At 39.5% G+C, this 15,486-nt stretch carries 8 protein-coding genes and 1 pseudogene; all 9 read left to right on the forward strand.

Going from position 1 to position 15,486, the window contains the following annotated elements; genetic code table 11:
* The first annotated feature begins 251 nt into the window (after window positions 1-251).
* On the forward strand, window positions 252-2,720 hold the full coding sequence (locus H4J67_RS01230; protein WP_182176207.1) for a S8 family serine peptidase: 2,469 nt from the start codon (window positions 252-254) through the stop codon (window positions 2,718-2,720).
* A gap of 184 nt (window positions 2,721-2,904) precedes the next feature.
* Window positions 2,905-3,741 (forward strand): DUF6689 family protein, encoded by an 837-nt coding sequence (locus H4J67_RS01235; RefSeq protein ID WP_182176206.1) that lies wholly within the window; start codon window positions 2,905-2,907, stop codon window positions 3,739-3,741.
* Between the two features lie 35 nt (window positions 3,742-3,776).
* Window positions 3,777-4,679 carry an FHA domain-containing protein gene (locus tag H4J67_RS01240; RefSeq protein WP_182202635.1) on the forward strand — a complete coding sequence of 301 codons (903 nt, stop codon included), beginning with the start codon at window positions 3,777-3,779 and terminating at the stop codon, window positions 4,677-4,679.
* A gap of 26 nt (window positions 4,680-4,705) precedes the next feature.
* On the forward strand, window positions 4,706-8,059 hold the full coding sequence (locus H4J67_RS01245; RefSeq protein WP_182202637.1) for a serine/threonine-protein kinase: 3,354 nt from the start codon (window positions 4,706-4,708) through the stop codon (window positions 8,057-8,059).
* Complete coding sequence (locus H4J67_RS01250) at window positions 8,049-8,771, forward strand: sensor histidine kinase (protein WP_182202639.1); 723 nt, start codon at window positions 8,049-8,051, stop codon at window positions 8,769-8,771. Before H4J67_RS01245 ends, H4J67_RS01250 begins: the two co-directional genes overlap by 11 nt.
* A complete protein-coding gene (locus H4J67_RS01255; protein WP_070374702.1) occupies window positions 8,768-9,406 on the forward strand; it encodes a response regulator transcription factor in 639 nt (212 codons plus the stop codon). Before H4J67_RS01250 ends, H4J67_RS01255 begins: the two co-directional genes overlap by 4 nt.
* 101 nt (window positions 9,407-9,507) lie before the next feature.
* Entirely contained in the window at window positions 9,508-11,982 is a 2,475-nt protein-coding gene (locus H4J67_RS01260; protein WP_182202641.1) for a S8 family serine peptidase, read from the forward strand.
* Window positions 11,983-12,160: 178 nt separating this feature from the next.
* The gene (locus H4J67_RS01265; RefSeq protein ID WP_182176201.1) at window positions 12,161-12,751 is read left to right on the forward strand and encodes a PEP-CTERM sorting domain-containing protein; all 591 of its coding nucleotides are present in this window, start codon (window positions 12,161-12,163) and stop codon (window positions 12,749-12,751) included.
* 588 nt (window positions 12,752-13,339) lie between these two features.
* Window positions 13,340-15,455 (forward strand): annotated as a pseudogene (locus tag H4J67_RS01275) (putative bifunctional diguanylate cyclase/phosphodiesterase).
* Window positions 15,456-15,486 lie beyond the last annotated feature (31 nt).

Here is a 15,486-nt window from a genome sequence, read left to right on the forward strand (position 1 = left end):
TTCAGATGTAGTGGCTTGGTGTTTAAAAGTACCAAAGCCATTTATTAGCGTATGGATTAAGAGGGTGAATAAAATGGCTGTGCTAAAACAGAACGCCGCTTAAATCTCCTTAATGACTTATCTGGAAAATTAACGACTAGGGGTTTTCCCTTATATAAAGTAGGGGCTGTTCCCGATGGTCTTATTTGCCAAAATCTAGTCAAATAATAGCGTAAATAAAATACACTTTTAAAGACGGGTAGATATAAAGTATGAAGGCAACAATAAAGAACATGGCATTAACCATGTCAATCGCAGGTATCAGCCTAAGTGCAACCGCAGCTGCAGTAATTGGTTCTCAATTAGAGCAACAATTACAAAATATGACAGTAACGGACAGTGCTATGGTTGTTGTTTCCTATGATCAACTTGATGCATTAACAACTACCCAGTTGCAAAGCTTATTAAACCTTGGTTTAACTCAAGGTGTACAGTTTAAATCACTACCTATTGTTGGTGTGATGGCAAACGCCAGTCAGATTAATCACTTAGCGGCAATGCCAGGTGTTCGTTCGATATTCGCTAACCGTTCATTAGAATATTATAATGCTGAAGCACGTCAGATAACAGGTGTAGAAAAACTGCAATCTAGCACATTCGATAGTAACAATGGCATGAAATACACGGGTAAGGGCGTTACCGTTATTGTTAATGATTCAGGTATCGATGCAACATTAGATGATTTAGAATATGGCGTTAAAGTGATTGAAAATGTGCAAGGCGTTACCCATGCTCAAGCGCTTTCCTTAACAGGTTTTGACGGTATGTGGCTAGAAGGTCAACGTAACACTGACTTAAATGTTGGTCATGGAACACATTGTGCCGGTACTGTCGGCGGTTGGGGGACTCAGTCTGGCGGCAAATACCAAGGTGCGGCGCCTGGCGCTGATATTATTGGTTATGGCTCGGGCGCGGGTCTTTCTATTTTAGATGCGCTGGGCGGCTATGATTATGCTATTACCCACGTTTGGGATTTTAACTCGCCCATTCGAGTGATGAGTAACTCTTGGGGCTCTAGTGGTAAATATGACTCTGCAGGTCCAATATCTTTAGCGTCTTATAAAGCTCACAGAATGGGTATTATGTCGGTATTTGCTGCCGGTAATAGTGGTTCAGGCGAAGACACGCATAATCCATATGCTCAAATTCCATGGGGTATCTCTGTTGGTGCAAGTACCAAGCAAGGCGATTTAATCGATTTTTCATCGCGTGGTAAACGTGGTGAAAACGGTAATTTTAGTATGCCAGACGGTTCAGCTTGGACTTATATCAATGAAGTGACTATTGTTGCCCCAGGCGTTGATATTATTTCGACTCGTGCTAAAACCAATATCGCTTCTAATGGCGGTGCCGATGATATTGGCGTGATTGAAAACGAATACTTACCATTTTACACAAGAATTTCAGGCACTTCGATGGCAGCGCCTCATGTTGCCGGTATTATTGCCTTGATGTGGGAAGCTAATCCCAATTTAACCAATTTACAAATAAAAACTATTCTTCAAGAAACCGCTACTAATATGCCCGGTTACCAATCTTGGGAAGTGGGCGCGGGTCATGTCAATGCATATGCAGCAGTTGCTGGAGCCCTAGGTTATAACGAACAAAACAGTGCAACGGTGAACAATCTCAATACATTTAATGCCAATGCGATTATTATTGATGATGAAGCACCTGAGCCATTTAGCGTTTTATTTACCCCAGTAGGTGAACCTGAAGTCCATCTATTTAACGTTCAAGATGATGCCGCATGGATAAGTGCTTCGTCTGAAACATTGGCCAATCTGGTTAAACTTAAATTGGAAGCTCCAGACGGTACCGTCTATTTTGGTAACTTAACAACGCCTGTGCTAAGTAGCACCATGCGAGTTTCTGCACCAGCACAAACCGGGAAATGGAAACTATCTGCCTTTGGCATCACTTCTTTATCAGGTGTACAAGCTGATCCAACAGGTACCACTAATGGTCCTGGTATTCCTGAATATATCGAAGGTGATATTTCGATTTTAACCTCAGGTGGCTACGAGGGGTTAAACGACATTGCCGGACATCCTGCAGAAAAAGCAATTGAATTTGCGGTCAGTGAGCGTTTAGTTGATAGTAAAAACGATCAATCTTATCGTCCTGATGCTAAGTTAAGACGTAAAGAGCTGGCGCAATATTTAGTCATGGGTATGTCAATTAGGCAGCACCGTGGCTTCTTAAATGATAATAAAACCGTCTTTACAGATGTTAACGCAAAACACGCACCTTTTGTTGATGCCGTCACGGAAACTGGCTCAGCACTTAAAGATCGAGTACAAAACCAAGCACCGGTGATGATCTCTAATGGTGATAGTTTTCAACCACACGCTAAGGTGAATAAACAAGAGTTAGCTTATTCACTGGTACAGGCACTCGGATTAGAAAGACAAGTTAAAGACTTTAGTAGTGAGATAACCGTTGAATATAACGGTGAACGTATTGCTATTAGGGACTCAAGCGATATTAATGAAGCGCTAAAAAGTTATGTGCAGGCTGCAATAGATATGTCATTAATCGGGGTTCGTTTCGCGATTGAACAAGGACCTTATGACCTATCGCCAACTGTTGTTGCATACTTTGAACCAGCCAGCGTTGTTAAGCGTGGAGATTATGCCATTATCATTAGTCGATTATATGATGGATATTTACGTAAATAACTGTTAACAATTAACATTTATATAATTAACATCGATAACAAAACCAACCTTACTAGGCTTGGTTTTGTTGTTAGTAAAAGCACCATAGAACTTGCTAATTGACGTAGATCAACGTAGGTTCTAGTTAGAACAGTGTAAAAAATAATCTGATGACATTGTCAGGTTACTACCCAGAGGACAAAATATGTTGCATATAAAAAAGCTACTTACTTTAGTACTAACATCAACAGCTATGTTGGTCAGTACAATCTCATTCGCTTCTGAATCGGTGTCAGTCAACGTACAAGGTAATAAGGTCGAGGCGGTTATTCATTTACCAGGCAATATTTCTGCCGATATGACTCTACAATTTGAAAATGCAGTTGGTTTAACGAAAGAGAGTTTAGGACTAACGGCAGAAATTATTGACGTTACCTCATTAGATTTTATTGACCGTTTACCCGATGGCTTAAATATCTCTCCCTCTGCAGCATTTCCAATGATGATTACCATTGAGCCTTTGGCGAACAGTGGTTTTTCATTTTCAGGATTAGCTTCGGTTGATTTACATACGCATAATTTAGAATATACCGCGGGTACACCGCTGCGATTCTTTAAAGCGCCACTTAATGGTGAGTTTAAAGATATCACTATGACTATGGGTGCCGGTAGCTATAGAACACGTGGTTCAACAGGGCGTTTCTCACAATTTATTATTGTTGCCGATTTACGGGCTCCGTTGGTTGTTGTTAACCAAAAATTTAACGATTTACAAACCGCACTTAATGATTTTTCATCCAAAATAAATGCAGCGGTTTTTTCAATGTTACTGCAAGATGTAAATGAAATTAACCAACTTATTTTGTCGAACAATTACCATATGGCGAGTAGTAAGCTTAATGACTTTAATCGCCGTATTAATGATAATAAAGGTATAAATATTCCTGATGTTTGGCGTTCAAGTCGAGATATTCATAATGTTGCTGGCGAGCTTATGGCTTATGCCAACACCTTACGGTTCAGCTTGCGATTAATCAAATAGCATCGACAAAATAGTGTTCAATTAAGGGTGATCTTATGCCAGCTAAAATTACAATTTGTTATCCGGACCAACCAGCGATAGAAAGTTTTCTTTATGAAGATAATGGTTACCGTTTAGGGCGTTCTCACGAATGTGAGTTGTTGCTTGATCACCCAACAGTTTCTCGCCAGCATGCTAAAGTTGCCCATTTAAACGAAATTTGGCAACTCGATGATGAGCGCAGTCGTAATGGCACTAAAGTTAATGGTATAGCCATTACCCATTCTACTTTAAAAGATGACGCGATTATTTCTATTGGCGAACTCGATTGTCTTTTTGAAACTAAGTCGTCAAAACAAGTTGATGCGATAATTACTCACAATGCATGGCGGTTGTCGAGTAGCCAAACACCTACTTCAATACCGTTGACCGAGCATTTAAAACAAAATCTCTCTGAACAATTGCAAAATATTATCATGTTAACGGGCACTCAACGCGGTATCGTCTTACTTGGCGATACGTTAGCTTCACTTAATGTGAGTATTGCCCATGGTATGCAGCGAAATGATTTTAAACTATCAGAGTTTGAAGGCAGTGTTGGCGCGATAACACGTTGTTTTGAAAGCGGACAAAACGTGGTTGCCATGGATGTTTCATGCCATGAACTGTTAAGTGCTCGTAAAAGCATTGAACTGAAAAAAATTGCTGCTTTAGCCTGCATCCCACTGTTTTATGAGCATAAAGTGGTGGGAATTATTTATACCGACAGCAAAATGTCTGATAAAGTGCTGACCGAGTTGGATATAGAAATCTTAAGCAGTATGAGCCAACAACTCGAAGCAACCGTTCAGGTGATGTTGCTGCAACAATCTATTGATTCATTGCAACTAATTCTTAATGAGAACTCGATATGGACATCTAGCGAAAAAGACTGTAGTTTGCTTAATTTGTGCCACTAATACTATATTATTAGTAAAAAGGCTGTATGAGCGATTCGAAATCACCCAAGTTAATACATAGCGATGATGATCAGCTAAATGCGACTCAAATAATACCCTTATCTAAGCCGCTTGATGCTGGAGAGTGTCTTGTTGGTCGTTTTGAAATTGAAAGTCTGCAAGGACAAGGCCGTTATGGTTTTGTTTACCGGGCCTATGATAAGCAGCTCGATACCGTTATCGCCATTAAAGTCCTCAACACATCGCTGAGTCAAGATAAGCAAACCATTGCTGATTTTAAAAAAGAATTATTATTGGTTCGTCAATTAAGTCACCCCAATATTATCCGCGTTCATGAATACTACCAAGATGAAGATGTTCACTTTTTAACCATGGATTGGATTTCGGGTAGCAGTCTAGAAGAAGCTATTGCATCAAATTCACTCACAACTGAACAAACTTTTCAAATTATTGAGCAATTATTAGATGGCTTAGCCTTTGCTGAAAAAGCGGGCGTTACTCATAAAGATATTAAGCCTGAAAATATCATGTTAGATGAGTCAGGTCGGCTCTTTATTGCTGATTTTGGCTTGTCTGCTTTTAATAAAGAAAGTAACGCTGACCGTGTTTCAGGGACACCTTATTATGCGCCACCTGAGTATTTACAAACCGGTAAAATAAACTTAACCACTGATTTGTATGCCGCAGGTGTAGTGATCTTTCAATTATGTTGTCACGGTTTACCATTTAGTGGCCACTCGGTCGATGAAATTTTACAGACTAAGTTGTTAGATAAACCTAAATTTAAGGCCGTTAAAGAAGAGTTTACCTTTCTAAAGTCATGGTCATTAACACTCATTTCTCCGCATCCCGCATCCCGACCCACTAATATTAGCCATGCGCAGAATCAATATATTAGTTTATTAGCAGAAAAAGATAATAAACCTATCAGCAAAAAGCGGTTAATAGTGACGGTTATGTCGATGATGGTATTTTTTATCATCGCAGTGGTTTTGTTTATGAATCGTCAAACACCGATTAAAGCCAATGCGGTCGATCATTACGCGGTGGCGATATTGCCTTTGCAGACACAAGAGGGCGCATTTGATCAAACTTTTGCTAACTATTTGAATTACCAATTAACCGATATTAAGAACTTAAGGGTGATTGAACAATCGAGATTAAGCCAGCTATTAGCACAACTGGGTATTACACCTCCCATTGATGACGCTAATATGGAGTTGATATCTGACTTACTGCAGATTGACGTGCTTATTAGCCCACAAACCTTTATTGCCGGTTCTGAGGCTAAAGATATTCAGTTTCAGTTGGTATCTGTTGATGGTTTTAATATTCAACGCGAAACCTTAATAAAAGCTCCTTATGACAAGAAAGATTGGCAAGAAGTGACTCGACATTTTGTTGATAAATTTAGGCAGCGTTTAGACATAGAAGTGAATGCCGAAAAAACCATTGAGATTGAAGAAAACCCTTTAGTTGATTTATTTCCTATTAAAACACTTATTTTAAAGGGTGACTTTGAGCAGGCGCAGCAAGTGTTAAGCCAAATATTAGTGAGAGAACCTACTGCTGCGCAAGCTTGGCTGCAACAAGGTGAATTAAACCTGACGATAGGTTTATTCATGGAAGCCGAACAGGCTTATAGCCAAGCGATAGCATTAAGCGCCACTAATTCTTATACGGCGAAACTAGCGAGTGCACGCTTAAATGATTTAGCGGGTAAAGTCGAACAAGCTCAAGCTGATTATTTAAGCTTAGTGAATGCATTTCCTTACAACACTGAACTTAAGATGATGCTATCAGAGTTCTATTTTTTAATTGAACAACATAAAAAAATGGAAGTCTTATTACAAGAAGTGGTAAAAATTGATCCAAACCATCCTAGTGCATGGTTTATGTTAGGTAGAGTGGCATTTTTACAAGGTGATTTTGAAAAAGCGTTAAATGAATATTTTGTTAAGGCACTGATCACCGCTAAAAAACTAAAAAATCGTGTTCAAGAAGGTGAGGCGCTAAATGCCTTTGGTGTTGTTTATGAACAGTTAGGAGAAACAGAACTTGCCTTTGATTATTATCAACAATCGTTAAAAATTAGAAGACAACTAACTAACTTAGCCGATGCAGCGACCACTATGACTAACTTAGCCGCTATGCATTTAGCGGTTGGCGAATACCAGCAGACGGAACAATACCTAACAGAAAGTTTAGCTATCTATCAGAAGTTAGACGATCAAGAGGGCCTTTCGAATACTTATAATGAGCTAGGAAAATTGGCTGAAGAGCAAGCTTCGTATCAAACAGCCTTAGAAAATTATCGCCATGCGTTAAATATTCGAGTTGAACTCAATAACTTAATGCTCCAAGCAGAGAGTATGAATAATATTGGCTTCACTTATTTTATGTTGCTTGACCCAGAACATGCCTTGGTTTATTGGCGTCAATCAGAGCAGCTATATCAGCAAGTACAATTTCCCATTGGCATTATCCATGTACGACAAAACTTGGGGCAGATGGAACTCGCTAAGGGAAACTGGCGCAATGCCTATCACCTGTTTAACAACACTTTAACCGATGCTGAAAAACTCAATATTACCGAAGAGTCGATCGTTTCACGTAGCTACCTAACAAAACTCGCTTTTTTACAAGGTAATTTTTATGCGAGCATTGAAGAGTTAACGGTGACTTATCAAGCGGCTGTTAAAGCTAATGACGTTAGAGCTATGGCTGAATTTGGTCTATGGTTAGCCGATTGGTCATTACAGCTGGGCGACCAAGAGCAAGCGGCTAAGCACTTAGCCAACATAAACGATATAGTTTCGCATCATGGCAATAAAGAACATATGAGTAAATTTCAGTTCTTAAAAAGTCAGACGGTAGGGAGTTTATTGACAGCGGTTATTGAAAATAAAAATAATAGGGTTTTAGATCATGCTCATCAATCTATTTATATTCGCCAATTAATTTATCAGGCAAGACAGTCTCTACACCAAGGCAACAAAGATATCAGCGTTTATTTGACCCCACTAGCTAACGTTGATTTTAGCCTGCAACAATATCAGTATATTGAATATTTAGAGCTTTTAGCCGTACAACAATATTTTGCAGGAGCTTGGTTTGATTTAAAAGCCACACTAAGGTCAGCCGATATTTTATTAAGAAAAATGGGCGATTATTGGCGCAGTTTTCAATTTGATCGTTTACGTGCTCAATTGGCGATTGTCAATCAACAAGACCCAACAAAATATTATAAAAAAGTGACTAAAAAGCTGATGCATCTTAAGGTTAATTTACCTCCAGAATTCTCTGGTAAATTCATAGAAACTCAAGACTATTTTGAATTAAATGATTCATTAATGGAGTTATCACGCCATGACCAATAATGCCAATATTGCTAAAATGGTTAATCAACTTAATGAAAAGCAAAAACAAATATCACAACAGCTTTATTCGGGTAATGAGCAAATGCGTGGTTTGGCAAAACGCGTTTGGCGAGTGCAAGAAGATGAACGCAAGCATATCGCTCGAGAATTACATGATGGAGTAGGACAACTGCTAACGGCTTTGATTAATCAACTGCAGCAAGTTAAAAAAGGAGACGAGAGTATAGCGCTTGATGAGAGTATCGATCTTGCACGTCAAGCCTTATCAGACACTCGCGTGATTTCTCGTTTAATGCGCCCCAGAATTTTAGATGACCTTGGGCTTATTCCTGCCCTTGATTGGTTAGTGCGTATTATGGCGGACCCAGAAAAAGCGACGATTGAATTTCATCATCAAGTTGACAGTATTTTAGATAGTGATACTCAAACCCTAGCGTTTCGAGTAATACAAGAAGCGCTGACCAACGCGATTAAGCATGCACAAGCACAAAAAATTATTCTCAACTTAATTGCGACTGACAATCTTTTAATGATTAAAATAAAAGATGACGGTATAGGAATGAAAGCAGATCAAGAAGCGAGTCCTGAGGGTTTTGGCTTAGGCGCAATGCGCGATAGAATAAGTGCCTTCGGTGGTCAATTAACAATAATTTCGCAGCCAGGACAAGGCTGTGAAATAAAGATATTGGTAACGGGGAGGAATGGCCGATGATCCGTGTTCTTATTGCAGATGATCATACTATTTTACGTCATGGACTGGTCAGTTTATTAAGTAAAGATGATGATATTCAGGTGGTTGCTGAAGCAGCAGACGGACTTGAAGCAGTGAGCAAAGCGCTGGAATTAAAACCCACCGTTATCGTTATCGATATTAGCATGCCAGGATTGAACGGTATGGAAGCGGTTAAACGCCTAAATGGCCAACTGCCAGGCACAAAAGTGTTAGTGCTAACTATGCATGAAGAACAAGAGTACGTCATTCATATGGTTAGAGCGGGTGCTTCTGGTTATTTATTAAAAGACAGTGCGAGTGACGAGCTCATCGATGCGGTAAAAGCACTAGCTGCGGGGAAAACCTATTACAGCCAATACGCGGCAAGTGTGTTGGCATCACAATACAACAAACCAGCAGAAAATTGGCAAGACCCCTACAAAAACCTAACTAATCGTGAACGTGAAGTCTTTCATTTAATCATTGAAGGTAAAACCACCAAAGAAATTGCTCGTTCATTAGATATAAGTGTTAAAACAGCAGAAAACCATCGCGGTAAAGTGCTAGATAAATTGAGCGTTGCCAACGCTGCTGAATTGGTCCGTTATGCGGCCAAAAACAACCTACTGCTATAAACAAGGTATATTAACCTCTTCCTTGTAGGGGTTTTACCTGATTATTTTAAAGCTTAATGTTTGGCATGCTCGATGTATCAAAACATATAAGGGTTATTCCAATGCTAAAAACACAATTAAAAAATAAAATATTAATCGCTGGCCTTATCGGTGCAGGCTTAACTTTCATGTCGCTAAATATTGCCGCTAAATCTATCGGACCTGAACTGAAAGGTTTGATGGCGACTGCTGAAGTACATGAAGTTTTTAACGTCATCGTTACTTTCGAAGGTAAAGGAGCTATTAATGCACAACAGCTAAACGTTATTGAATCGACGGGTGTTATTGGTGGCGTAAGCTTTAAGCAGTTTCCTATTGTCGGTATAACGGCAACAAAGGCGCAAATAGAAGCTATTTATAAATCAAATAAAGTACGCTCTGTTTACTACAACGCACCATTGTCATTAGAAAATAATAGAGCAACACAAATTACCAGTGTTGACCGCTTACGTGATGATAAATCGTTACGTAGTAACGGTATGCCATATTCTGGACGTGGTATCGGTGTTGTGGTTAATGACTCGGGTGTTGATGGCACGCACAGCGACATTAAATTTCCTAACCACGTTGTTCAAAACGTATTGGCACAAACTAACCTAAAATCGTTATCAGATATTTTACCCATAACTTACCAAGAAGATATCGCAAACAGTGATATTGCTGGTGGTCATGGCTCTCATGTTGCGGGCATTATTGGCGGCAACGGTGCGATGTCCAGGGGTGAATATCAAGGTGTTGCTCCTGGCGCAAAAATTATTGGTTATGGCTCAGGTGCTGGTTTATTTATTTTAGACACTATTGGTGGTTTTGATTACGCTAAGACGCATCAATTTGATTATAATATTCGCGTTATTTCAAACTCTTTTGGTAGTACAAGTGATACAGGTACTGACTTTAACCCTGACCATCCAACCAATGTTGTCACTAAAACGTTATCAGATGCGGGTATTATTGTCGTTTTCTCTGCGGGTAACTCGGGTAGTGGCGAAGCGACAATCACTGGTAACTTCAAAAAAGCGCCTTGGGTCATTACCGTAGCAGCGGGTGATAAAGACGGTAAATTAGCTGACTTTAGTTCACGAGGTGTTAAAGGTAAAGGTGGTGAAGTTACGGTTGGTGGTGAGCTCTTTCAGTGGGAAGACCGTCCTACTGTTACTGCCCCAGGTGTTGATATTATTTCAACCCGTGCTTCATTATCTAGCTTAAGTGCCTTGAGTGTTGCCGATGATAGCGACGTGATGGAAGCTAATCACGTACCTTATTATACTTCTATGAGTGGTACGTCGATGTCGGCTCCACATGTTGCTGGTGTTGTTGCTTTGATGTTAGAAGCTAACCCTAGCCTAACGTGGCGTGAAGTGAAGTCAATATTGCAAGAAACCGCAACCAATATGCCAGGAAGAGAAACGTGGGAAGCAGGCGCAGGTTATGTCAATGCCTACGCGGCAGTACAATCAATTGTCGATAAAAGTTTAGCCTTTGGCAAAACAACTAAAATCAACCGTGATTTTAATGCTAAAGCGTTAACCTCAGTGCAGTCAGAAGATGATATGTCTGTGCCGTTTAGTCCTGTTGGTGATAATAAAGGTGTTGTTGTGACCGTCAATGCTGAAGCTTCTATGGTGATGGTTCGAGCAAACATTGATGATAATACGGTAGCACTTACCTTGACTAGTCCTTCGGGCAAACGTTACGGGTCAAGTATTGCTTTACCTGTTTTAGGTCAAAACATTGCAGTGACAGCGCCAGCTGAAGCGGGTGATTGGATACTTAAAGCAGGTGGTATTGGTAGTCTTTCCGGTGTTGCGCTTGACCCTACTGGATTAACCAATGGTTATGCAGTACCTGGTGATATTGACGTAACAGTTAAGATTATAAAAACTGACGGTTATCTTGGTCTTGATGACTTGACTAACCACCCTGCTAAAGCGTTTATTGAATTCGCAGTTAGTGAAGAATTAGTCGATGCAAATGCGCTAGGTTTCGAACCAGATAATAACCTTACCCGCCAAGACCTAGCTGATTTTTTAAGCTTAGGTGCTGGTATTCGTCAATCAAATTTGGCAACAACAACCACATTTGCTGATGTTACAGGAAATACTACTTACACTGCTGCTATTAATGCGGTTAGTGAAAAGGGTGCCGCTTTACGAAATGGTGCACAAGATCAACATGCGGTAATGTTGACTAATGGTACTCATTTTAACCCACAAGGCTCAGTTAATCGTAATGAGTTAGCTTATTCTTTTGTACAGTCACTGGCTTTGCAATCGGATGTAGAAAACTTTACCGGTGACATTAAAGCTCTTTATGGCGAGCAACTGATAGTGATAGCAGACCAAGCTGATATTCCACAAGAAATGAAAGGTTACGTACAACGAGCCTTGCAATTAGGGATATTAGGCGCAAGGTTTGACGTTCAACAGGGTGCTAACGATTTAGTCCCTACTATAACGGCGACCTTTAACGGTGAAACACGAGTTAGCCGCGCTGATTACGCAGTAGCCGCGACACGTTTTTTTAATAACTACCTATAGACTGAGTATCAAGGCAATTAAAGCCTATCGGGTAACATCAGATAGGCTTTAATTACCCACTATTATTACAATATATACCAGTACCAGATTAGCTTTTTATTAGCGCAACACATTGATGAATTATCTTTTTTAGCATTACTCATTAATATTATTTTTTGAGAATAAATAGGAATATCAAATGAAAACTAAATTTATAACAGCCAGTGTCACAAGCTTTATCTTCGCGTGTAGTTGTTTAGTTAATGTCGCATCGGCATCACTAATTACCATCGATTTTGAAAGCTTAGCTATAGGTGATTTTACAGAAGGTTTCGACAACGGCTTTTATATTAGTGCTATTGGGGAAGATACTAAGATTGTAAACCCAGAATTTTATACTGGTAAAACCGCTTTTTCTGATGGTGGTTCACAGGTACCATCAAATTGGTTTTTCTCAACTAACGGCTTATTTACTTTTGAAACGTTTGATATCGCTTCACTCTACAATCAGGGTGACCGTTTCATTGTGAAGGGTTTTCTAGATAACGTACTTCAAGGAATTGACGCATATACGACGACTACCTCACAATGGAATGGTCAGTTATCAACTGAAGAAGCGTCTAATTTGAAGGGGGTTATGGTAGATAAAATTAGCATATCGATGTTAAGTACCAATAATCTTTATGGTATAATGGATAATGTCGTAATGAATAAAGTACCAGAGCCGACCAGTTTAGCTATTTTTGCCTTAGGTATAATGGGATTAGCAGTAAGACGCCTTAAGCAATAAGCGTAATGATTGTTTAGGTTGTTAACTTTTTATAAAAAACACTGATGGTAATCATCAGTGTTTTTTTATCAGATGAATTTGGGTATTAAGCTTATAACCTTGTTAATAGCCGAACAAGGTTATAAGCAAAGCTAATAAAATAGCTATTTGCTTTAAATATATTGTCTGCACAAGGATAACAGTGAATCAGCTGGTTGTGATTTTTTATTGTTGTTCAAGATAGACCTGTTCGCTAAGGTCGCTAAGCACTTAACCTCGTTCGCAGAAAAATAGCTCGAATTATTCTCTGTATTAACATAATTATTTTTTAATAAAGAAATCTTTACTTTACTAAGGGATCAACCGCTGGCCAGTCAATAAACTGGCGAGTATCTGCGCACTTGACATCCTTTTAGCCTAACCTTATATTTAAAACACTTTGCCTTGAAACAATCAAGGTTGCCTAAAAAGTCTCAAGTGCAATATTTAGGCAGGCGAACTCTCCAATATCGATATAAAATAAACGTATAGTAAAGTGTATTACTTGCAACTTCCAGTAGTGTTATTGAATACTTTTTGCTTGAATTGTCCAACAAGGAACTATGTTAAATGGTGTTTGAACAGGATCAAAATACTACTGCGCTAGAGCAATTCGAGGTAAACCCCCATGATATAGAGATGTATCTCGATGTGGTTTTTAATAATCACGACGATCCTATATTCGTAAAGGATAATGAATGTCGATTGTTACTCGTTAACGATGCTTTTTGCCAGATTTTTAACTTAACTAGAAACGAAATCATCGGAAAAACACTCGCTGAAACAGTACCTCATAGCGAGCGTGATCATTTTTTAGCAATTGATAGGTTAGTACTAGATAAAGGGGAAGCGACTTTAAGTGAAGAAACCCTTACGATTAATGGCTCAGATACTAGAGCTATATTAACTGAAAGAATCGATTCATAGATGGTAAAGGTGACTATTTTATCGTCGGGGTCATTAATGATATTACCAAACGAAAACTAGCCGAAGAAGAATTAAAACTCGCTGCCAGTGTTTTTACTCATGCCGGTGAAGGCATCATGATAACCGACGCCAAAGGGACCATTATTAATGTCAATAATACCTTTGTCACTTCAATCGGTTATAGCGCTGTTGAGGTGATTGGACAGAAGCCGAATTTTTTACAATCAGGAATACACCCCGCCGAGTTTTATAGCGAGATTTTGCAAGTGCTGCAGACTAAAGGGGCTTGGTCTGGTGAAATATGGAACAGTCGTAAAAACGGTGAAATTTATGCTGAAATGCTTAATATTAGTTCGGTTAAAGATGTTAATGGTCAAATAAGTACTATGTTGCGTTATTTACCGACATCACTCCAATGAAAGAACATCAAAGTCAGTTAGAGCATATTGCCCATTATGACGTACTGACCAACTTACCAAATCGGGTGCTACTGGCCGACCGATTATCTCAATCTATGTTGCAATGTAGCCGAAATATGCAAACACTCGCTGTGGTTTTTTTAGATTTAGACGGCTTTAAACTTGTTAATGATGAGCATGGCCATAATGTGGGGGATGAACTGCTAGTTGAAATTTCCATACGCATGAAAGCGGCACTTCGCGAAGGTGATACTTTAGCTCGTATTGGTGGTGATGAATTTGTTGTGGTATTAACTAATTTAACAAAGGTTGAAGACTGTGAGCCGATATTAGATCGCTTGTTATTAGCCGCATTTGAGCCAGTGACCGTTAGTAACGTCGTGTTAAATGTATCAACCAGTATAGGCGTAACTCTTTATCCACAAGACAGCGTTGATGCTAACCAACTTATGCGCCATGCTGACCAAGCCATGTATGTGGCGAAAGAATCAGGTGAAAATCGTTATCATCTATTTGATACTGCGTAAGATGATGCGGTTAAAACACAACAGGAAAGCCTTGAGGCCATTCGCAGTGCACTCGATAACCAGCAATTTGTGCTTTATTATCAGCCTAAGGTTAATATGAAAACAGGCAAAGTGATTGGTGTTGAAGCCCTTATCCGCTGGCAACATCCCAGTAGAGGATTATTAAATCCCCTCGACTTTTTGCCTATTATTGAAAATAATCCGATGAGTATCGAATTGGGCGAATGGGTTATTGATACCGCACTAACACAAATAAGCCAATGGCAAAAAATGGGCCTCGACCTTCCGGCTAGCATTAGTGTAAATATTGCCGCGGTTCAATTACAGCAGCCTGACTTTACTCAGCGATTAACAACTTTATTAGCAGCGCACCCTAATGTTAAACTTTGCTATTTAGAACTAGAGGTATTGGAAACAAGTGCCTTAGATGATGTCCATCATGTTTCAACAACCATGCTGGAGTGTATTGCATTAGGCGTAAGCTTTGCCTTAGATGATTTTGGCACGGGGTATTCCTCCTTGACTTACTTGAGACGACTACCCGCAGACTTAATTAAGATAGATCAAAGCTTTGTTCGAGATATGCTGATCGATACCGATGATTTTGCCATTGTTGAAGGTGTTATCGCTTTGGCTAAATCATTTAAACGTGAAGTTATTGCTGAAGGTGTTGAAACGATTGAACATGGTAAGGCGCTGTTGCAACTAGGCTGTAATTTGGCACAAGGTTATGGTATAGCCAAACCTATGCCACCGTTTGATGTGCCAGCATGGATCAACAATTGGCGACCAGATGCGAGTTGGCAACTATAAGTACTAAATATGTACGATAAAAGACAAACGT

The organism is Colwellia sp. BRX10-4 (genome assembly GCF_014077465.1).
Taxonomy (GTDB): domain Bacteria; phylum Pseudomonadota; class Gammaproteobacteria; order Enterobacterales; family Alteromonadaceae; genus Colwellia_A.

Coding starts and splice junctions, on each gene's coding strand:
- H4J67_RS01230 (WP_182176207.1), top strand. CDS start 252: ATGAAGGCAACAATAAAGAACATGGCATTAACCATGTCAATCGCAGGT.
- H4J67_RS01235 (WP_182176206.1), top strand. CDS start 2,905: ATGTTGCATATAAAAAAGCTACTTACTTTAGTACTAACATCAACAGCT.
- H4J67_RS01240 (WP_182202635.1), top strand. CDS start 3,777: ATGCCAGCTAAAATTACAATTTGTTATCCGGACCAACCAGCGATAGAA.
- H4J67_RS01245 (WP_182202637.1), top strand. CDS start 4,706: ATGAGCGATTCGAAATCACCCAAGTTAATACATAGCGATGATGATCAG.
- H4J67_RS01250 (WP_182202639.1), top strand. CDS start 8,049: ATGACCAATAATGCCAATATTGCTAAAATGGTTAATCAACTTAATGAA.
- H4J67_RS01255 (WP_070374702.1), top strand. CDS start 8,768: ATGATCCGTGTTCTTATTGCAGATGATCATACTATTTTACGTCATGGA.
- H4J67_RS01260 (WP_182202641.1), top strand. CDS start 9,508: ATGCTAAAAACACAATTAAAAAATAAAATATTAATCGCTGGCCTTATC.
- H4J67_RS01265 (WP_182176201.1), top strand. CDS start 12,161: ATGAAAACTAAATTTATAACAGCCAGTGTCACAAGCTTTATCTTCGCG.